Below are 22654 nucleotides of genomic sequence, written 5' to 3'. Positions count from 1 at the left end.
GCATAGAAGGTAAAAGATAATCGCTGTTTCATTTATATGACGAATCTGCAATCTTGTGAATTATAGTAAAAAGGAGCAGGATTATGGTCCAGTATATAAATGCAAAAGATGTTTTACCAGAAACATTAATTCTTCAAATACAGCAATATGTTGGTGGTAGTATAATTTATATACCTAAAAAGGATAATGATAAAAAATCATGGGCCACTTCTACGAACAGTAGAAATGAAATTATTGAAAGAAACAATGAAATCAAGAAAAAGAAGAAAAATGGTGCGACAATAGATGAGCTTATGGCTGAATATCATTTGTCCTATGATACAATCAAGAGTATAATTTATAGAAAGAAATAGAAGAAAAGCAGTCGGTTGATGAACTGGCTGCTTTTGTGTATTTACATCTATAATTAAACTTTACATATTATTACTTCATATTTTCCTTTATACTTTAATCATATATTGTAGCTTCAATATTTATAAGAGAACAATTTAGAAAGATGAACTTGAAAATTTTTATGTAAATCAAGAAAATGCCGAATCTTTACTTATTAATACTTAGCTAACTTCAATTTTGCATGATGATAATTTGCTACTGACATGATAGCAAATTATGCTTAAGATTAGTATTGATATTGATTTCTATGTAATAAATTGTGAACAAAAGATTGCTTATGTAATATGAAAGTGGGGAGAAAGATGGGGAATGAATATATAAAAAAGCAAATTCATCATATATTAAAAGGTAAAACTATTGAACTTGTTCCTGTAACAAAGGAACATATGGATTTTATATGTGATGAAGAAAGTAATTCAGAATTATGGTGTTATGAAGAATATGTTGAAACTAACAAGGAACGTATTCGAGAAAGGTTTACTAAAAGAATTGAAGAAAGTGATGTTTTCGACTTTATTATTAAACGAAGTTCAGATAGTGTACAGATGGGAGCAACTTATATATGGCAATGTAGTTCTACACGTAAAAGCTGGGAAATTGGGTATGTTCTCTTACCAGAGTTTCAAGGTAATGGATATTGTTTAGAAAGTGCAAATCTTTTAATATCCTTTGCATTTAATGAATTAAATGCCCATAAAGTTATAGGTATGTGCCATTGCGATAATCTCAAATCAGCATCTGTAATGCAAAGGGCAGGAATGTCAAAACAGGGCGTATTTAGAGAAGAATATAAATGTGGAGGTAAGTGGGTAGATCAATTTTATTTTAGCATTTTAGACCGAGAATATCATAAAAATTATAAAGAAAGTTAGTTTTAAATTTATATACTATAAGTATATGAGCATGATGCGAAGCAATATTGTTATAAGAACTAAGGTAAGCTCAAGCTTCCCTTTAATAACATTATAAAGAAGTTGCTAGGTATATTATAAGATGGATATTTTTTATTTATAGTATTATGAAATAAGAATCTATGAATTATTAATAATGAAGAGTGTAACTACTGTTAAGAACAGTTCCCAAGTTATTACCATATATTATAACATTATATGGTTAATAAGGTTGGAGGAAATTAATATGATAGAAGGGTTAACAGGACTTGTTATAACTAAAGAAGATAAAAGTTATAATATTGTTCGTAGAACTGCAAATTTATATTTTAGTTACTACCCAAGAGTAATTGTATATCCTAATAATATAACAGATGTAGTTAATGCAGTAAATTGGTCAAGAAAGCAAGGATTAAATATACGCTGTAGAAATGGTGGTCATAACTATGAATCATTTTCTGTGGCAAATGATGCTGTTGTGATAGATGTTTCTAATTTACTTGATTTTGAAATAGATACAAGTGGAGGTTACGTAAGAATAGGGGCAGGATATAGACAAGAACAACTTCATCCTAAGATAACTCAATATGGATTTGCATTTGTTGGAGGAAGTTGTCAATCTATTGGAGTTACAGGAATTACATTAGGAGGAGGAGTTAGCTTTTTACAAAGGGAATATGGGCTAGTATGCGATAATTTAGTAGAAGCACAAATAGTAGATGCTTTTGGCAGGATAATAACTGCTAATTCATATCAAAATCAAGATTTATTTGCTGCATTAAGGGGAGCAGGTAGTAATAATTTTGGAGTAGTAGTGTCACTTACTTTTAAAGTATATCCCGTTGATAAAGTAACAGTAATGACTGCTGAATGGCCTAAAAATAGTAGATATGAAGTAATTCAAGCATTTCAAAAGGTAGGGGAATATTTAGATAATAGATATACCATTAAGGTTTCTATGACTAAAGATATTATTGAACTATATGGAGTAGGAATAAGAAGCACAGAAAAAGAAATGGAACAAGCTTTAAGCGATTTATTAAGAGTTCCTGATAAAATGAATTATACAATAAAGTATATTAGTTTTAAGGAATCTGTACAGGGGCATCCAGGCTTTGTGCCTACACCAAAAGGATTTAAGAATACAGGATTACTTGCATATAATTCATTAGGAAAAGAACCTTGCCAAATAATGTTTGACTATTTAGATAATTCACCACCTATACAGCCACCTATAGACATTGAATTCCTCTTATTGGGAGGAAAGATTGCAGAAAATGAAGGTTTACCTAGTGCTTTTCCTCATAGACATGCTAAAGTATTAATACAAATTGATGCCGAATGGATTCTTAAGTATAGTATGTATGCTAATGATACAATTAGGTGGGTAAATAGTTTAAGAAATTCCTTACTTCCATATGCAGGCTTTGGGTATCTTAACTATTGTGATATTAATATACCTGATTATTTATATAGTTATTTTGGCAATAATGTATCTTGGTTAAAAACTGTAAAAGAAAAATATGATCCATATAACTTATTCTATTATCCTCAAGGAATAAATCTATAGACAGTGGATATATTGAAATAATATTTAAACCAAGATTATCAGTAGCAGCAAAAAATAATCCAAATTATTAGGAAAATAACCTAATCTAAGTAGTGGCAATGCAAGTGAATGATGGGGATATAAATGAGAAGTATATCTATATGGCAAGATTCCTAAGTTAGATGCAATAGCAGTGTGGTGAGCTTATGGAAATAATCCATATGGTTATGCAGCTGTAGTTGAAGAAATAAATGATAGTATAATAATTTTTTTAGAATCTTAATATAACAGAAAAGTATTTAATACATTTAGATCAAAGAAAAATGATATGGCGTATTATGAGAATAGAAACTTTTTATTATATATATGTATATAGGAGATTTTGTTATAAGTAATATAGATGTAGCAGTAATCTAACTAAAGCGGAGCTTAGAGTAAGTAATGTCTATGCTTCAATATAGGTTGCAAGATTCATAGGATTAACTCTAAAAGTGTACGCAGAGAAATATCCTCATATATTAAGGTTTGTAAGAGCTGATAGTAGTTTTACTAATCCATAATTATATAAACTTATTGTAAGTCAAAAAAAGGTGGATTTTAAAGGGCGTGCTTCGCCTCTGCCATAAAATAAAAAATTCACCATAGAAATATGATGAATTTTTTTATTTTATACTGATAGAATCTTTCTTTAGTAACCTTCATTTCTTCATTATATCTATCCTTTCTAGAAGTCACTTTTTTATATTTAGTCAATATTAAGTCTGCTTGTTTTTTCTTTTATCCATTGCATTAGCTCAATGGTAATAAAACTTATACGTTTACTTTAAACATATATTTTATACATTTAAACTAATTTGGTAGTTAGAAAAATAATGTTATATATATAAAATGTGGAGGTGCTTATATATAAAGAGGAGTTTATAATTTATTATAGAATATATGAACATATTGGTAGAAAAGGGATATAAAAGTATTTAATTTTACAAAGATATTGTAAACATAAAATAATAAATAATTACAATTTATAATTTATAATTATTAGATAGGGGAATGAGATGGATATTAAAAGATTTTTATCAAAAACAATAAGAAAGAAGATAGTTTCGTTAGCAATGTTAGGAGGATTGACTCTTTCTATATTAATAGGAAACACTGTTCCTGTAAATGCTGCTGCAGTTAGTCAGAGTAGTATAGTAAACTCTGCCATGATTCAATCAGCATCAGTGGGAATAGGCAAGATTTCAGACAGTATAACTATAGGGCGAACAGAGACTTTAATAGCAATAAATCAGCTTATAGACGACAGTATATTAGATAGTAATATAAACAAAGCTATAGATGTAACTTTTACTCCAAATATTTCAGCGAATGATTTAAAAATAGAGAGTTGGAAGATGTATAATAACGGAAGTGAAGTAGAATTTTTCGTAACATATGAGAGTGGCATAGATAGATATGTGAGCTTCTTTAATCCACCAGAGGGTGATATATTTATGAAGACTAGCGGTACGAAATTGAGTGCTGGCAAGAATAACTTAAAATTTAAAATACCTATAGAGCAATATAATGATTCAAAAGGCAGAATTACTATGAAATTTTGGGAATCAGAGAGTGATAGGAATTTTATTTGGTTTAATCCAAATCAGAAAATAGTAACAAATCAGCTTATAGATGACAGTATATTAGATGATAATATAAATAAAGCTGTAGATGTAACTTTTACTCCAAATATTTCAGCAAACGATTTAAAAATAGAAAGTTGGAAGAGGTATAACAACGGAAGTGAAGTAGAATTTTTCGTAACATATGAAAGTGGCATAGATAGATATGTGAGCTTCTTTAATCCACCAGAGGGTGATATATTTATGAAAACTAGTGGTACGAAATTGAGTGCTGGTAAGAATAACTTAAAATTTAAGATACCTGTAGAGCAATATAATAATGTAGAAGATGGGATCACTATGAAATTCTGGGAAACAAGTAGTGATAAGAACTTTATTTGGTTCAGCAAACAATGAATTAAATGTGAATAATCCTTTAGATGACCCAGATATTATTCATAAACTTTCAGTAGTAGCAACACATTATGCTTTTCGAAACGGACCAGTTGAGAATATGCATGCAGGTGAGAAATTATCAGATAATGCTATAATGAAACTAAATAAATTTCTAGTGAATAGATTTGCATATATTTTTACTTTGATACTAGATGATGATAAGATGAAGAGTATAGGAAAATACTGTACAAATGAAGATATTGAGTTTAAGTTGGCAAATGTAACAATAGAGTATTCATTTATCGATGGAATTAAGAATAATAAAATAGATATAGAGAAACTTGATAAAAATGATATTGATATAATAGTTGAATACATGGAGATAAAATTGATAATTGTTTTTAATCTAATTTTAGAAAGAAATATTAAAATGATTAAAGATTACTTATTAATGGGTATATTCTTTGGTCAAGATTGGGATTATGCAATACCTGAAAGTATAGATTTTAAAAATTTTTTATATATGTTAAATAATATATAATTTATGGTGGACTTTAAGGATAGTGCTTTGTCTCCACCATAGAATAAAAATTCATCATAGAAATGTGGTGAATTTTTTATTTTATACTAATAAATTCTTCAAAAGACCACTGGAGAATTTCCAGTGGTCCAATCCTAACTTTTTAATAATTACTATTTTGGAAGAATATACGTCTTATTTTATACACTAATTCCCAAAAATAATTTTATATTCACTTTGAGCCTAAGATATAATGTAGCTAAATATTGTTTATATAAATGAATGTGTAAATAATTAATTTTTTTCAGTTTTAATATATGTTATATTTTTATCATCAATTTTTTTCAAAGAAAGAGATTCTAAAGTATCTTCATTAACTATTATTTGAGTTTCATCTAATATAGTTACAGGAATATTAGATATTTCCTCGCCATTTAAAACTTTAACAGCAAGTTCTCCAGTTTTATAACCTAACTTTTCATAGTCTATACCCTGACATGCAAGTGCACCAGATTTGACAGAACCATCTTCAGAAGATATTACTGGCACTTTATTATTAGTAGCAATTTTAGAAACTATTGGCATAGATGAAACAATTAAATTATCTGTTGGAACATATAAAACATCTATTTTACCTACTAAACTAGACATAGCTTGACTAATTTCCATTGAAGAGGAAACACCTTTTTCTACAACTTTATAATTATTTTTAGATGCATACTCTTTTAGAGTATCAATTTGTATTTTTGAATTTACTTCACTAGTATTATATAAAACACCTATAGTTTTAGCATCTGGGATAAACATTTTAATTAATTCTAGATTTTTATCTATAGATATGTAATCTGATGTACCTGATACATTTCCTTCAGGCTTATCTATAGATTTTACTAGACCAGCAGCAACTGGATCAGTGACAGCAGTTATTAAAATTGGCATATCTTTAGTTGAATTGTAAGCTGCTTGAGCTGATGGCGTTGATATAGCATATATTAAATCTTTTTTATCAGATACAAACTTATTTGCAATCATTTGAGTTGTAGGCATATCATTTTGGGCATTTTGATAATCAATTTTTATATTTTCTCCATCTTTATACCCGTTATCTTCTAGTGCTTTTATGAAGCCATTTCTTGCTTTATCTAAAGATGGATGCTCTACTAGCTGAGTAATACCTATTGTTTTGATATTCTTATTTGAATTAGATAATTTATCATTATTATCCTTAGAACAACCTGTAAGTAAAGAAGCTCCAATTGTTCCTATTAAAATTAAATTCATTAATTTATTTTTTATTGTCATAATATAATCCTCCTAAATTTTATTTTTATATATGTAGTTAAATCTATTCACAGAGTTAGATGCATTAACTAATTGAACTGTAAATTAAGCCTCATATTTTAAACTGCATATTCAAATTTGTTTAGTATTTCTTCTATACTTATATTTGATTTTTCTTCACCACTTATATTTAAAATCACTTCTCCTTTATGAAGCATTATAAGTCTATCACCATAGCTAATAGCATGCTTTAAATTATGAGTTACCATTAGTGTTGTTATATTTTTTTCTCTAACAATTTTATTAGTTAAATCTATAATTTCATCTGAAGTCTTAGGATCTAAAGCAGCAGTATGTTCATCTAGTAATAAAACCTTTGGATTTGTAATAGTGGACATAATTAGGGAAAGTGCTTGCCTTTGACCACCGGACAGATATTTTACTTGAACATCTAAATATTTTTTTAAGTCAAGTGATATATCTTCTAATAAGTCTTCTATAACTTCATTTTTATGACGAAGACATTTTTTTAGATTTAGTAAGCTTCCTTTGTTTAAAGCTAGGGATAAATTTTCTTTAACTGTCATGGAAGGACAAGTACCTAAACTTGGATCTTGGAACACTCTGCTTATTAGCTGAGTTTTTTTGTGTTCAGCTAGCTTTGTTAAATTAATACGGTCTAATAAAATATCTCCTTGGCTTTCTTTTATAAAACCTGAAATTATATTAAGTAAAGTAGACTTACCTGTACCATTACTTCCGATGATACTAACAAATTCACCCTTATTTATAGTTAATGAAAGATTTTTAAAAATTATATTAGGATTTCCATATGGATTAGGGAATGTTTTTGAAATACTTTTAATCTGCAACATCTACAGCACCTCTTCTCTTTAAAGTTTTATAGTTACTATTGTTATTAGCAAAAATATTTAGGTTACCAACACTTAAGAATAAAATTATTACTATAGAAGTCATTAATTTTAAGTTATTAGGAGGTACTATGCCTAAATCTATTCCAAAATAAATTGTAAATTGGTAGATTAAAGTCCCTAATATTATAGATGTTGTGGGTTTAATAAATGTAAGTTTCTTAAATATGGAGATGCCAATTATAATTGATGCTATTCCAAGTATTAAAGTACCGATCCCTAAATTAACATCAGAGAATCCTTGAAATTGAGCAAACAAGCTACCAGATAAAGCAACAAGAGCATTAGATAGCATCAATCCTAATATTTTTATAATACCAATATCAATTCCTAATGATTTAACCATTTGAGGATTATCACCAACAGCTTTTAACGTATATCCAAGGCCAGTAGTTAAGAATAAATCTAAAATAAATTTGCAAAACAATACAATTATTGTAACTAATATCAGTGGAGAAATGCCCATATTAAATAGGTGATTGAGATCAAATAATGGAATGTTTGACTTTCCCATTATGCCTAGATTAATGGAGTAAAGCATACCCATAACTAAGATTCCTGAAAGTAAGTTAGAAATTTTAAGTTTGATGTGTAAAATACCAGTAACAAGACCAGAAATTAAACCACATATCATAGCTAATAAAGTTCCCATTATTGGAGAGATATTGTTAGTTAAAGAGAAAGCAATGATAGCTCCGCCTAATGAGAAACTTCCATCAACAGATAAGTCTGGAAAATCTAAAATTTTATAGCTGATATAAATACCTAATACCATAATTGATAAAATCAAACTTTGTATCACTACAGATATAATTCCTGTCATAAAAAACACTCCTTTTAAAATTTATTTTGTATAAAAAACCACATGGTATAATCCATGTGGTCTATTTTTGAATATAAAAAAGCCACATAGCATAATCCAGGTGGCTTATTTTTGAATATAAAAAAGCCACACAGTATAATCTGCGTGACTTTATAAATGATGATAATAATGAATACCATTATAAACACTATAGCCAACACAGATACAATCCCTAATTATCAGTGAGTCCTAAGGGGCTTGTATCCATGTTAAAATTAATCAAATTTGTAACGTGATACAAACCCTATATAAATTGGCTATAAAAACTAAATCGTGTTTGTTTGTTTATTAAAGTATTCATAATTACCCTCCAGTTTTATTTCATAATTAATAATATTTTTCATAGAAAAACAAAAAATGAGATTTAATATTTGTTTCTCCTTTAATTTATTAAGAGTATATTCTATTTAATATAGTAAGTCAATAAAAAATATAAAACTAATTAAGCTTTTTTTGCAGATTGACTAAAGTTTATAAGGAGGTATATGAGAATATATATGTAGGGGTGAAAGTTTTAAAAAGATTATAAAATCAATAAAGTATAATATAGATCAATTGAGTAAACATAGTATAAATCAAAGGTTTTGTCATTGATAAGACTCGCGTAAGTAAAAATCCTATAATTTGATTTCAGCAATTCATATTCTATAGTATCTTATATGTTTAGTGCAATAATTGGAAATTTATTCATTGTAGTATCTATATTTTTATAGACAAGTATTAGCAAAGAATATAAAATAATTCAATATGGGAATGTTGAGGTTATAGATTAAAGAAGTAACTTTAAAAGATAAGGGGGAAAGAGTATGAGTCCATTAGAAAGAAAACAAAAATCTATAGAAATATTAAAAGCTAATAAGGTTCCATATATGGAAGAACTTCCAGTTATTGAAGGTGTAAATGAAATAGAGATGAGAAGTGCAGAAGAAATAGCTAAACGTGCTATTGCTTGTTTAATCTCTATTCAAGTAGCATGTGATATTAATAGTAGAGAGAATATTGGAGAATCTAGAGAGTTTTTTAAAGGTTTCTTAGAAAGGTATAAAGTAAAAGAAGAATTAACTGATAATGAGAAGGAAATTATTTTTGGAAGTCCAGATATACAAGAAGTAATCAATATGGCGTGGAAATATGAAGCCTATTGGACACTTATTTGGGCATTAGGTATTGCGGACAAGCTAGAATACCCTTCACAAATATGCGACTGTAACTTTGCAATTCGTGCAGTGGCAGATTATGAAGACTTTAATGATTTTATGAAAACAGTTAAACTGAGAAGCATAGAAGAAATATTAGATGAAGCAGATTTAATTTATCGTTATAACTGGGCTTGTGTAAATGCTAGGATACACGGAGAAAATCCACCAGCAGGGTTAGATCCAGGGGTGGTATTTGAACGTCATTGGGGATTAAATTGGCTTATTGGAAAAGGCACATATAATGATAATTGGGACAGTGTTTCAACAGATACTTAATAAATAATAATATAAAATTATTTAGGTACTTATGTAGCTAAGCATTTAGATAAAGCTAAAAAAAGATGCTAATATTATATTAAAATTAAGGCATGGTAGTCATATCATAACATCCATGCCTTTAAAATAATTATCATAGAAAGCTATTTGCAGAAATAATTTCGCACACTCAAAAATAATGAAAGTAGGTTAGCTTAAAAGATGAAAAAATATTTAATATCTTTAATTTCAATTTTGATAAGCATCATATGTATGTTTTTTTATTTCACTCCATATTCTATTTCATTTGATTTATTTTTCTTACCATCAGTTGCTTGGTTATTCTTTAAAATTGGAATTGTCACAGGTCTTACAGTTCTTATAATATCTTTTTTTCAAGAACCAAAAGATGTACAATAATTCTATTGATAAAATATCATTAATGAAAATAAAAAAAATTACTATCTTCATACTCGACATTTAGCTCTATTATTATTTTAATGTATAGAGCTCTGAAATAACATTTAGAATATCTGTTTGCAAAATTTATTAATTAGAATAAATATTTTTTATAATTGCTAAAGAAATTAATAAAGTTATATAAGAAAGAAATAACTAAATCAATTATATGGTTTGGAATAGACTAAAAAAATTAAAGATTTGCTTGAAATATTAACTTATTTGCTGTGCATAAAAATAAGTGTAAGACAAAAAAAGTTCTAGGTGCAATTTTGAATTGCACTTATTAACTGATATGGTTATATATGGGTAATATTTAGAATAATTTTTACCAGTGATATACACCATTTGGTATTATAAACCATAACCCTGATTTTGTTTTATATAAGCCCATTCCTGAAATGGAATTATCCTTATATAATAGGCGAATCCTCACATTTTTCTTATCGTCAGAAGTATATTCTAACTTTGGAGCTTCCTTTAAATGGGATATAAAACACCTATGATACAAATTATAACGCTTTGCAACCCTTATTGGATTACTATGTATAAATATAAATGATGATAATAAATAAGTAGTAATAACTAAAGAACAAATATTCGTTAGTTTTTGCTTTTTCATAATCTATATGTCCCCTTTTAAGTACATTTATAATACATTTATATCACAAAAAGTGGAGTATTTATATAAAAATAGCAAAATATCGGAAAATAATTATATTCATTTTAGCTTTTAATTATTAGATAAAATTAATATAGTATCATAATGCATGAGGTAATTGATACATATCAAAAGTTCATGGAGGTTATATTTATCTAATAGAATATTATATTGGATGGTGTGTAAAATATAGACGTAAAATATTAATAAAAGATATAGAAAAGTGGCGAGTTTATCTATGGAGATAAAACAGTAATAAAAGGATATAAATAAGTATAGAATTTATCCAACTAAAGAGCAAGAAATACAATTTGCTAAAACTTTTGGATGTGTAAGATTTGTCTATAATCAAATATTAGTAATGAAGATAGATTTATATAAAAGTTCTTAGTACATAAATAGTAAATTCAATAGCAATTAAGTCACAGTAATTTTATGTATTAAAATAAATAGTATAATGTTATATCATTATGTACATAAATATAATAACCTACTTACTTTTCTTAAGTATGTATGGTAAAATGTATGCGGGTGGTGATTGGATATGGAAAAATATCATATGTGTCCAAAGTTTGAAAATGCTTTTGGATTATTAGGGAAAAGATGGAATGGATTAATTATAAGAACATTGCTAGGAGGACAAAAGCGATTTTCTGATATAGCAGATGCAATTCCTAATATGAGTGCTCGTATGCTTACAGAAAGATTTAAAGAATTAGAAAGCGAAGGAATTGTTATTAGAAAAGTTTATCCAGAAACACCTGTACGTATAGAATATGAACTTACAGAAAAGGGACGTGACCTTAAAAATGCTATGGATGAAATTCAAGAATGGGCAGAAAAATGGAATTAATTAAAATAAATAAAAGAATCTCTTAAAATTAATAAGAGGTTCTTTTTATTTTAAAAAATATCTTGACTAATTCTACTTAGCATGTAATAATAAATTTAAAGTTGGTTACTAAATGTAACTTAATAAATTATTTAATTTAAATAATTATATGTAAGGAGATAAATTATTTTTATTGAATATACATGAATATTGAAGAGCAGAGTTATGAACAATATATAGGTATCCAATATGAAAACTTGAAATATACTATGGAAAATAAATTTTTTATAAAAATAGTTTAAATCCATGAAAATTAAGGATTAATAATTAAGAATGAAAAATTTAGGATGAAATTCACCCTTAGTGAATTTCTTAAAATTTATTCTCAAAAAACTTCAAAGGCCTTAACCGTGAAGTTTTAACCGTAATTCTTCATCTTTCATTATTAATTTTTCATTCATAGAAAAGAATTTTTATTATTGAAATTAAAATCATGCATAAGTTAAATTTTCATTGTGGAACCCTATAAAAAAGGAGTGGCATGAGATGTTAAGAAAAATAGAAAGCAAAAATATGGGAAGTAGTAATCTTGGATGGTTAAAGAGTAAATTTCACTTTTCATTTGCTGAGTATTATAATCCCGATAATATAAATTTTGGAGTTTTAAGAGTTATAAATGATGATTTAGTTCAATCTAATACAGGGTTTGACACTCATCCTCATAGAGATATGGAAATAATATCATATGTTGTCAATGGTGAACTTACTCATAGAGATAGTATGGGTAATAAAAGCACTATAACTCGTGGCCATGTTCAATACATGAGTGCAGGAACAGGAGTTTATCATAGTGAGCATAATTTTGGAAAAGATACATTAAGACTTTTACAAATATGGATTTTCCCTGATCAAAAAGGATATAAACCTAACTATGGGGATTACAGATTTAATTGGGATGACAGGAAAAATAAATGGCTTCATATGGCTTCAAGCAAAGACGGTGATGCCCCAATAAAAATAAACCAAGATATTAATGCTTATTCCTTAGAACTTGAAAAAGGAAAAGAGATTAGTTTTCCAGTGAAGGAAGGAAGACAGGCATATTTAGTTCAAATAGAAGGAACTTTATTAGTTAACGAAGTTGAATTAAACGAAAGAGATGGAATGGAAATAGTTGAGGAAGATATTCTAATTAAAGCGAAAGAAACTTCTCATATTATAGTTTTAGAAATGAAAAAACAAGATTAATATTAAATTTATTTATGAATAACAAAAAAATATATATTTGGAGGTATGTTTAGATGTCAAAAGAATTTTTAACTGCTATTGAAGATAGACGCACATTTTATGGAATTAGTAAGGAGGCTGTAGTTTCTGATGATAGAATAAAAGAGGTTATAGAACATGCAGTGAAATACACACCATCAGCATTTAACTCTCAAAGTGCAAGGGTAGTTCTGTTATTAGGAGAACATCATGATAAATTATGGGATGTTACAAAGGAAACGCTAAGAAAGATTGTACCAGCAGATAAATTTGGCCCTACTGAAGAAAAAATAAATTCATTTAAAAGTGGATATGGTACAGTTTTATTCTTTGAAGATAATAGTGTAGTAGAATCTCTTCAGCAACAATTTGCTATCTATAAAGATAATTTCCCAATTTGGTCTCAACAATCAAGTGGAATGCACCAATTTGCTATTTGGACTGCATTAGAAATTGAAGGATTTGGAGCATCACTTCAACATTATACTGAACTTATCGAAAATGATGTAAAGAAAGAATGGAATATAGCAGAAAACTGGAAATTAATTGCGCAAATGCCATTTGGTAAGCCAACAACACAACCAGGTGAAAAAGAGTTCCAACCATTAGAAGAACGTATTAAGATATTTAAATAGACTTTATTTTAATAGATTATAAAATAGATAGATTATAAAAAAAGTTTCTTTAGAAAAAGGAGCTTTTTTTATATAGCTGCTATAGAGATACAATGTGAAAATTTAATATATACTCTGGAAAATAAGTTTTCTATAAAAACAGCTTAGATCTTTAGAAATTAAGAATTAATAATGAAGAATGAAGGATTCAGGAAAAAATTCACTAAAGGTGAATTTCTTAAAATAAAATTTATTTTTAAAAAACTCCAAAGGTCTTAACTGTGGAGTTTTAACCATAATTCGTATCTTTCATTCTTAATTTTTCATTCATAGAAAAGAATTTTTGTTATGGAAATTAAAATCATGCATAAGTTAAATTTTCATTAGGGAGCCCTATATGCTACTTGATGGAAATGGATTTTTAATTATAAATCTATTTATGGTTCTTTTAATTTTTGATAAAAATTGAAAAAGTTGCATTATGGATATATTACTCTAAAATAGTAACATTATGTAAAAAAATTCTGCCTTAAAATATCTATAGAAAATTATATAATGAAATAATTATTTTGAAATATAATCTTGCACCAGTGGATATTAATGCTGTTAGGACAAGGCTTCGCAAATTTTTATTAGATTTAAAATTCTATATTTATTAAAATTATGCAAATAGTAGGATTTTTTCATTTATTTGTTTAAATTAAAGGAAATTAAAACTATTTTCTAAAATTAGGATTATTTAGTGTTTTAAAAATTTTTACCATTTATGTATAATTATATTATTAAATAATATAATTTGAAAAAATGTATTAAAAAAGTTGTAGAGGAAGGTGATTATATTAGATAAAAAGTAGAATTATATTTATTGCACTTATCTTATTTTCATAATTTTTATCTCTACTCTACCATGAGTTTAAGTCACGGGTACGTCTCAGAGAAGAAAAGGATTCTCGCAATCCTTAGAACAACTTTATGGTTATTTAATTTATGTATCAAATCATTAAAAATAACCTGTTGTACTTTAGTAAAAAATTAATAAACATAAGGAGTAAAAGTATGATAAAGAAGTCACATTTTAAATCTAATTTAACTGAAGGAAACTTTAAAAAAACCACTTTATCCAAAGTATTGAGTACATTGGTCATAACTACATTAATTGCAACAAATTCCCATGGACTAATTTATGCATTACCTAATCAAAACTCTGAAGCTATCCCTAATCCTATTATGGAACAAATGCTTAATTATGAAGAAGTTCCTCATGATAATTGTCTTGATGATATAAAAAGGGTTAAAGATGAAAGTTCTATTTTGTCAAATAGCTCTTCTGATATACCAGGGGAAATTAGTGGACAAGCAATAGAGAAATCAAATATAAGAGCATTTGGAGCAGAAAAATCAAGTACGAAAAAATATTCTATGTCTGATTTAAACCGTATGAATTATACTGGACTTATTAATCTTCTTGTTACTATTCAATGGAGTGATATTACAGATCTTTTTCAATATAATACTGATGCACAGGAGTTTTATAGCAATACAAATCGTATGCAAGCACTTCTTGATGCTATTGAAGAAAGAGGAAGTCAATTTACATCCTCTGATACAAAGGGCCTCCCTACTCTTATTGAGGTATTTAGAGCAGGAAACTATTTAGGTTTTTACAACAAAGAACTTGAATCACTTAATACTAAAGCTAATCGCGATAAATGTATACCTGCTATATTGGCAATTGAAAAAAATCCAAACTTTAAATTGGGTACAAAAGAACAAGATGATATAATCGCTTCTACAGGTCTACTAATTAATGCTACGTCATCCGATTTAGAAGTAATTAATTATGCTGTTCCAATTTTGAAGCAGTACAACGAAAATTTTGATAATTACACACAGCAATACTCAAAGGGCTCTGCTTCATTCAATATGCTTAAGGGTATTAGCTATACAATGGATAAATATATTTGGGATGGCACACCTATTGAAAAGACTCCATATTATAAAAATATTGATTCTTATATTAGGGAGTTAAACAAAATTGCTATAAAAGGAAATGTTAATAGTGATAATGAATGGGTAATAGATAGTGGTATTTATTATATTGGAGAATTATCAAAATATGCAAGCAATCCAAATGATTGTAATAAAATGCTCACAGATGCTTTAAAAATTTATCCTTATTTAAGCTCATCTTATTTTAAAGCTGCTGATCAGATATATAGGAATTTTAATGGTAAAGACTATTATGGAAATATAATTGATATAAACAAATTAAATGAAGAAGGAAAACAACATTATTTACCTAAAACATATGTATTTGATGATGGAAAATTTGTATTTAAAGTAGGAGATAAAATATCTGATGATAAAATTCAACGACTTTACTGGGCTACAAAAGAAGTAAACTCTCAGTTCTATAGAACTTTTGGAAATGATACTCCTATAGACAAAGGACCTAGTGCAGATGATGTGTTAACAGTTGTTGTTTATAACACTCCAGATGAATACAAAATGAATTCAACTTTATACGGCTATAGTACTGATAATGGAGGTATATATATTGAAGGTGATGGTACATTCTTTACCTATGAAAGAACTACAGAACAAAGCATATATTCACTTGAAGAATTATTCCGTCATGAGTTTACTCATTACCTTCAGGGAAGATACCTTGTACCTGGTATGTGGGGACAAACTGAAATTTATAAAAATGATAGACTTTCTTGGTATGAAGAAGGCGGTGCTGAATTTTTTGCAGGATCTACTCGTACTCAAGATATATTACCAAGACACTCTATTGTAGGTGGAATATCTAATAATCCTTCAGAAAGATACACCATAGACCAATTGGTTCATTCAGGCTATAGCAGTGGTTGGAGTTTTTATCATTATGGATTTGCACTCCATAATTACTTATATAATAACAATTTAGATTTATACAATAAATTAGCAGATTCTATAAAATCAGATGATGTAAAGCAATATGATAGTTACATTAATACAATGAGTAATAATACTCTTAACACTGAGTATCAAAATCATATGCAGCATTTAGTAGATAATTTGGACACATTAACTGTTCCACTAGTTTCTGATGATTACTTAGCTAAACATGCAGCTAAAAATGAATCAGAGATTTTTTCAGATATTACATCTGTTGCAAAATTAAAAAACGTTTCTACTGAAAAGCAGAAGTCTCCATTCTTTAATACATTTACTCTTCGTGGAACGTATACTTTAGGAACTTCAAAAGGTAAATTAAATGATTGGAAGTTAATGAACAGTACTGCAAATAATTTTTTAAACACATTAAATAGTTATCCTTGGAGTGGATATAAAACTCTTAGTTGTTATTTTGTTAACTACAAAGTGGATTCATCAAATAATGCTGAATTTGAAGTTGTATTTCAAGGAATACTTTCTAATACCGCAGACTTTAATAGTCCTCCTGTAGCTAAGATAAATGGACCGTATACAGGAACTATAAATAAGCCTATAAGCTTCAGTAGTGATGGCTCTGCTGATTCTGATGGTAAAATAGTTTCATATCTATGGGATTTTGGTGATGGAACTACTAGTAATGATTCTAATCCTACTCATTTATATACAAAGGATGGTAACTATAATGTTAAACTTACTGTAACTGATGACAAAGGGGCTTATAATTCTGAGAGTACTTCAGTTAACGTAATTGATGATTCTCCAAAAGATATTTTAATTTCTCATGAACCAAATGATACCTTTGAAACTGCAAATGGACCTATACTTTCTAATACAATTGCTAAAGGAACGCTTGATGAAAGTAATGGAAAAGATATTTTCTACTTTGATGTTACTTCAGCAGGAGAAATTGATATTGCAGTAAACAATGAAAATGCCATAGGAATGAATTGGGTGCTTTATAGTGAATCTGATCATGACAATTATGTAGCTTATGCTACTAATAGAGACAATGGAAAATTAACAGGATTATATAATGCTCCTTCAGCTGGAAGATATTATCTAGTTGTGTACAAGCATTCTGGGACAAGTGGATCCTATACTATTGATGTTAAAGGACCTCTATCTTCTAAGGATAATTCTTCAACAGATGCTTTAATTTCTCATGAACCAAATGATACCTTTGAAACTGCAAATGGACCTATACTTTCTAATATAATTACTAAAGGATCGTTTGATGAAAGTAATGAAAAAGATATTTTTTACTTTGATGTTACTTCAGCAGGAGAAATTGATATTACAGTAAACAATGAAAATGCCATAGGAATGAATTGGCTGCTTTATAGTGAATCCGATCATAATAATTATGTAGCATATGCTACTAATAGAGATAATGGAAAATTAGCAGGAGTATATAATGCTCCTTCAGCTGGAAGATATTATCTAGTTGTGTACAAGTACTCTGAAACAAGTGGATCCTATACTATTGATGTTAAAGGAGCTTTATCTTCTAAGGAGAATTCTCCAGAAGATACAAATGATACCTTTGGAACTGTAAATGGACCTATACTTTCTAATACAATTACTAAAGGAACGCTTGATGAAAGCAATGAAAAAGATATTTTCTACTTTGATGTTACTTCAGAAGGAGAAATTGATATTGCAGTAAATAATGAAGATGCCATAGGAATGAATTGGATGCTTTATAGTGAATCTGATCATAATAATTGTGTAGCCTATGCCACTAATAGTGACAACGGAAAATTAACAGGATCATATGATGCTCCTTCAGCTGGAAGATATTATTTACTTGTATACAAGTTCTCTGGAACAAGTGGATCCTATACTATTGATGTTAAAGGACCTTTATCTTCTAAGGATAAATAATTTTATATAATAAACAAGAGAAATTTGATTTCTATAATTTTAATTAAATTTACCTTTTGTAAATTCAACGAAATAGAAAGTGATGGTATTATTCCATCACTTTTTTAGAATATTACAAAATAAATAAAGAAAAGTTATAGAGGATAAAATTATGCTTTTGAAATACTTATTCTCCAATAATAATTTCAGCTCTACCATCATCTTTAGCTTTAATTTCTTCTGCAACTTCAGATGGAGATTTTAATTTGCTTCTATCTTTTACATATGTTGAATCTTCCCAGAAAGGCGTGTCCATACCTCCCATATATACTGCAGTTATCTTTATGTCTTTATCTGCAAGTTCTTTTTGAAGACTTTCTGTAAATCCTCTAATTGCAAACTTACTTGCGGAGTACATAGTTTCATTAGCTTTTCCTCTTAATCCTGCTGTAGATATTATATTTAATATCTTTTGATTTATACAAGAGAGTAGCTTTTGTGTAACTAGAATTGTTCCCTTAATATTTACGTTTATCATAGTATCCATCTCACTTATAGTAAGTTCTCCTAGAGGTCCAAAGAACCCTACTCCTGCATTATTTATTAAATAATCTATAGTAATATGATTTTCACTAATATACTCTCCTAGTTCTTCTACAGATTTGGGGTTACTTATATCACAAGTAACATATTCTGATGTTGCTCCCATCTGAATAATTTCATTTGATATTTTCTCTAGTTTTTCTTTATTGCGACCAACTAATATAATATGATTTTTATCTTTTCCGTAACATTTGGCAAGCTCTGCTCCTAAGCCACTTCCAGCCCCTGTAATTAAAATCTTTTTCATAGTTTATCCCTCCATTTACAAACTTTTAGTAATAAATTAATCATATAAATCTTTAGCTAATTTTTCTAATCTATCTCTATCTAAAATTTTTATAATATTTTTTTCCTATATATAATTTTTTTATCCATTAAAGAATTAATAGTTCTAATCAAATGCCTATAACTAGTTCCTAATAATTCAGCTATATCATTTAATTTAAAAATCTCAACTTCATCTGAATTTTGATTTGAATTCTCACTATCATAGCTTAATGCTAAAATATAACTTGCTAATCTTTCTTCTAAAGGATATGAAAAATTATGCATACTCGAATGTGAACTTGTGCTTAATTTATCTGAGAATATTTTAGATATATATTTATAAAAATTAATATCATCAGTAGCATATTTTCTCATATCATCAAAAGATATTACTATAAATAATGCATCATCTAAGCACTGAACATTACAGGTTGGTGGTTTATTTCCTATAAACTCTATGTCCCCAAGAATTTGTAATGGATTATAAAATCTTAATGATAATGCTTTACCATTTTTAGAGATTGTATATATCTTAACTGTTCCTTTAACAAGAAAATAAAGATGTTCTATATCTCCATTAGACATATATACATGTTCTCCTTTATTAAAGGAATACAACTCCATATAATTTGTCATATCATTTTTAAATATTTTATCTATATCAAATTTTTTTACGTAATACTTTATATCTTTTTTGTTATCAATTTTAATCATTACCATCACCATTTTTATATTATATTAAATAAAAAGCTCTTAAAATGACATATGTCATTTTTCTATGAGTTTTAACATATATTTTTCTGTCACTATTAGTGCAATAAATTATGCTTTTGTACCTAAGATAGCTATTCTAGTATTTCAGGTTATAGCTACTATGTTAATTGCTTAATCATATATTTTCTTGCTATAAGAAAAAATTATTTATTAGATATTGAAAAAAATTATCATAATTTATTTTAAGTGAATAGTATATATAAACAAGGTTTTATAAATAGCAGATTTCAAAGGAAGGTATAGCTTTTACCATGAAATAAAAAATTTACTCTAGAAATGTGGTGAATTTTTTGTTTTATAGTAAAAGTACTTATGTGGCAATTCTAAATTAGAAATATATAAATTATCTAGATTATTAATCATTTTATTGTATCCTTTAATATGAAATTTAATGGAAGTATTACAATTTTTCATTATAATTAAATAGATGGAAATAAATTCATTTAAATAACAAAAATATATATATATTTACAAATTATTGATATAATATTAAAATTTTGGTACTATTGTATTGTAAATACAAATTATTTGAATAAATATTATTTTATGAGGGATGATTATGAATATAAAAAAAGAGGACAAGCATATTATAGGTAGGATTATAAATATATTTAAACCATATAAGTGGAAAGTAATACTAGTAATTATTTGTATAATAATATCATCTGGATTAAGTATACTAACACCTCTTGTTAATCAGCGATTAATGGATGAAGGATTAATTGGAAAAAATTTGAAAGCTATTATAACATATTCTATTTATAATTTAATTCTGATAACTGTTATTCAAAGCTTAGAAGTAATAGAAACTAAATATCGTTCTTATATAGAAAATTTATTATCTTATAATCTTGAAAAGGAAGCCTTTAAACATACTTTAAAACTTAAAATGAGTTTTTTCTGGAGTACAAATTATGCAGAGATAATAAGTAATTTAAGGACAGATATTGATAATATATCTTAAATAGCCAATCAGGGTACATTTTATATCTTAACAAGCATTTTTAGAATTATAGTAGGAATTATCGGATTGATTGCTATCGATTGGAGGCTTAGTATCTTAGTAGCGGTAGTAACCCCAGCAAGATATTTAGTTGTAAAATATCTTGCTAAAAAGAGAAAAAAGCTTATTTGAAAAATATATTGAAAGTTATGAAGATTATTCAGGTTGGTATGGTGATACCATTGGAGGTATCAAGGAAGTAAAAATTTGGGGATTAGAAGCATTAAAAACAGGTCAATTTATAAAAAAACAAAGAAATATGATAAAACAAAATATAAAAATGTCATATTTAGGAAAAGCAAATGAATTTTCAGAAACACTGTTTACACAAATAATAACAACATTAATATATGTTATTGGTGGGTATATGATTATAGGGGAAATACTTACTGTTGGAAAATTAGTTGCCTTTATTACATACAGTGCTTATGTCACTGCACCTATATTTGCAATTATGAACATTGGATATAGTTTTGCAAGTGTATTACCATCTGCAAAAAGATATTTTGATTTTATGGATATGGAGAATGAAGCCATCACTGGAAAAAATCCATTACAAAAATTAAATACAAATGAAGTTCTAGGAACTATTGAGTTTAAAAATATTGAATTTTCATATAGAGATAATGAACCTGTATTAAAGGATATTAGTTTTAAAATAAATGCTGGAGAAAAAGTTGCTATAATTGGCAGTAATGGTTCAGGAAAATCAACAATTATTAATCTAATTTTAAGATTTTTAACTCCTAATTCTGGAGAAATACTTCTAGATGGCAAAGATATTAATTCTTTGAAATTAAAAGATTATAGACAATTAATATCTGTAGTAAGTCAAGATGTATATTTATTTAATAGTACTATAAAGGAAAATATTATACTTAATTCTAAGAAAACTGATACTGAAATGCATTCAGCTGTAAGAAAAAGTGGAGCATATAAATTTATTGAAGAAATGTCTAACCAATATGAAAGTATTGTAGGAGAAAGAGGAAGTAAGCTATCTGGTGGTGAAGGACAAAAAATAGCTATGAGTAGAGCTTTAATTAGAGATTTTAAAATATTAATATTAGATGAGGCTACAGCTAATTATGATATAGAAGCTGAATATCAGGTAAATAATGTGATTAAAGAAAGTTATAAAGATAAAACAATTATTATAATAACCCATAAACCTGATATATTATTAAAAGTTGATAAGATTATAGTTATTAACGATGGATATGTGGAGGATATTGGAAGCCATTTAGAGTTATATAAAAGAAATAAATTTTACAGAGAAATGATAAATACGCCTTTAAAGGCAACTATATAATAGCTATTAACATCCTTATTTCAGTTCTCGAGAAAAATATTGGATATTAATATATAAAATTTAAGAAAATAAAAAGTTTAAATTGTGAAAGCGGAGTTTTAAAAAGATATTGATTTATTTTATAATCAAATTTTGAACATGTTTCTTTGTGAAAATGAGGAAATTTAAAAATACAAGGGGTA

The 22654-nt window shown here is 27.3% G+C and carries 18 protein-coding genes and 1 pseudogene; 13 read left to right on the top strand and 6 right to left on the bottom strand.

What is annotated here, in order from left to right; translation table 11 throughout:
- Positions 1-83 precede the first annotated feature (83 nt).
- The 5 genes from ACWPW7_RS22470 to ACWPW7_RS22450 all read left to right on the top strand — a co-directional run bounded on the left by ACWPW7_RS22470 (position 84) and on the right by ACWPW7_RS22450 (position 5370).
- On the top strand, positions 84-353 hold the full coding sequence (locus ACWPW7_RS22470; RefSeq protein ID WP_454055386.1) for a CD3324 family protein: 270 nt from the start codon (positions 84-86) through the stop codon (positions 351-353).
- A 342-nt stretch (positions 354-695) separates the two neighbouring features.
- Positions 696-1265, top strand: a complete 570-nt coding sequence (locus ACWPW7_RS22465; RefSeq protein WP_454055385.1) for a GNAT family N-acetyltransferase — start codon at positions 696-698, stop codon at positions 1263-1265.
- Positions 1266-1530: 265 nt separating this feature from the next.
- Positions 1531-2853 (top strand): FAD-binding protein, encoded by a 1323-nt coding sequence (locus tag ACWPW7_RS22460; protein ID WP_454055384.1) that lies wholly within the window; start codon positions 1531-1533, stop codon positions 2851-2853.
- Between the two features lie 1034 nt (positions 2854-3887).
- Positions 3888-4850 (top strand): hypothetical protein, encoded by a 963-nt coding sequence (locus tag ACWPW7_RS22455; RefSeq protein WP_454055383.1) that lies wholly within the window; start codon positions 3888-3890, stop codon positions 4848-4850.
- Positions 4816-5370: a hypothetical protein gene (locus tag ACWPW7_RS22450; protein WP_454055382.1), complete on the top strand. Its 555-nt coding sequence runs from the start codon at positions 4816-4818 to the stop codon at positions 5368-5370. Before ACWPW7_RS22455 ends, ACWPW7_RS22450 begins: the two co-directional genes overlap by 35 nt.
- Before the next feature lie 273 nt (positions 5371-5643).
- Here the strand turns inward: ACWPW7_RS22450 and ACWPW7_RS22445 are convergent, their stop codons facing one another.
- The 3 genes from ACWPW7_RS22445 to ACWPW7_RS22435 form a co-directional block, all read right to left on the bottom strand.
- The gene (locus tag ACWPW7_RS22445) at positions 5644-6651 is read right to left on the bottom strand and encodes an ABC transporter substrate-binding protein (protein WP_454055381.1); all 1008 of its coding nucleotides are present in this window, start codon (positions 6649-6651) and stop codon (positions 5644-5646) included.
- 98 nt (positions 6652-6749) lie between these two features.
- Positions 6750-7505 (bottom strand): ABC transporter ATP-binding protein, encoded by a 756-nt coding sequence (locus tag ACWPW7_RS22440; RefSeq protein ID WP_454055380.1) that lies wholly within the window; start codon positions 7503-7505, stop codon positions 6750-6752.
- Positions 7492-8385 (bottom strand): ABC transporter permease, encoded by an 894-nt coding sequence (locus tag ACWPW7_RS22435; RefSeq protein ID WP_454055379.1) that lies wholly within the window; start codon positions 8383-8385, stop codon positions 7492-7494. Before ACWPW7_RS22435 ends, ACWPW7_RS22440 begins: the two co-directional genes overlap by 14 nt.
- Before the next feature lie 845 nt (positions 8386-9230).
- Here ACWPW7_RS22435 and ACWPW7_RS22430 point away from each other — a divergent pair.
- Entirely contained in the window at positions 9231-9899 is a 669-nt protein-coding gene (locus ACWPW7_RS22430; protein WP_454055378.1) for a DUF4272 domain-containing protein, read from the top strand.
- 766 nt (positions 9900-10665) lie between these two features.
- On the opposite strand, the gene ACWPW7_RS22425 is transcribed toward ACWPW7_RS22430, so the two are convergent.
- On the bottom strand, positions 10666-10959 hold the full coding sequence (locus ACWPW7_RS22425) for a hypothetical protein (protein ID WP_454055377.1): 294 nt from the start codon (positions 10957-10959) through the stop codon (positions 10666-10668).
- A 304-nt stretch (positions 10960-11263) separates the two neighbouring features.
- Here ACWPW7_RS22425 and ACWPW7_RS22420 point away from each other — a divergent pair.
- The 5 genes and pseudogenes from ACWPW7_RS22420 to ACWPW7_RS22400 form a co-directional block, all read left to right on the top strand.
- A pseudogene (locus tag ACWPW7_RS22420) lies at positions 11264-11383 on the top strand (helix-turn-helix domain-containing protein); the annotation flags it as partial.
- Between the two features lie 159 nt (positions 11384-11542).
- Positions 11543-11851, top strand: a complete 309-nt coding sequence (locus ACWPW7_RS22415; protein ID WP_454055376.1) for a winged helix-turn-helix transcriptional regulator — start codon at positions 11543-11545, stop codon at positions 11849-11851.
- Positions 11852-12376: 525 nt separating this feature from the next.
- Positions 12377-13078 carry a pirin family protein gene (locus tag ACWPW7_RS22410; RefSeq protein WP_454055375.1) on the top strand — a complete coding sequence of 234 codons (702 nt, stop codon included), beginning with the start codon at positions 12377-12379 and terminating at the stop codon, positions 13076-13078.
- A gap of 53 nt (positions 13079-13131) precedes the next feature.
- Positions 13132-13731 (top strand): nitroreductase family protein, encoded by a 600-nt coding sequence (locus ACWPW7_RS22405; protein WP_454055374.1) that lies wholly within the window; start codon positions 13132-13134, stop codon positions 13729-13731.
- 1035 nt (positions 13732-14766) lie between these two features.
- The gene (locus ACWPW7_RS22400; protein ID WP_454055373.1) at positions 14767-18534 is read left to right on the top strand and encodes a collagenase; all 3768 of its coding nucleotides are present in this window, start codon (positions 14767-14769) and stop codon (positions 18532-18534) included.
- Positions 18535-18700: 166 nt separating this feature from the next.
- Here the strand turns inward: ACWPW7_RS22400 and ACWPW7_RS22395 are convergent, their stop codons facing one another.
- Together ACWPW7_RS22395 and ACWPW7_RS22390 are read right to left on the bottom strand one after the other, a co-directional pair.
- Positions 18701-19363, bottom strand: a complete 663-nt coding sequence (locus ACWPW7_RS22395; protein ID WP_454055372.1) for an SDR family NAD(P)-dependent oxidoreductase — start codon at positions 19361-19363, stop codon at positions 18701-18703.
- Between the two features lie 89 nt (positions 19364-19452).
- The gene (locus tag ACWPW7_RS22390; protein WP_454055371.1) at positions 19453-20097 is read right to left on the bottom strand and encodes a Crp/Fnr family transcriptional regulator; all 645 of its coding nucleotides are present in this window, start codon (positions 20095-20097) and stop codon (positions 19453-19455) included.
- Between the two features lie 619 nt (positions 20098-20716).
- On the opposite strand from ACWPW7_RS22390, the gene ACWPW7_RS22385 reads away from it, so the two are divergent.
- Entirely contained in the window at positions 20717-21121 is a 405-nt protein-coding gene (locus ACWPW7_RS22385) for an ABC transporter transmembrane domain-containing protein (protein ID WP_454055370.1), read from the top strand.
- 142 nt (positions 21122-21263) lie between these two features.
- Positions 21264-22472, top strand: a complete 1209-nt coding sequence (locus tag ACWPW7_RS22380; RefSeq protein WP_454055369.1) for an ABC transporter ATP-binding protein — start codon at positions 21264-21266, stop codon at positions 22470-22472.
- Positions 22473-22654: the final 182 nt, after the last annotated feature.

This window comes from Clostridium sp. Marseille-Q7071 (genome assembly GCF_965112025.1).
The sequence above is the reverse complement of the archived record's forward strand: the minus strand, read 5'-3'. Positions and strand labels throughout refer to the sequence as shown.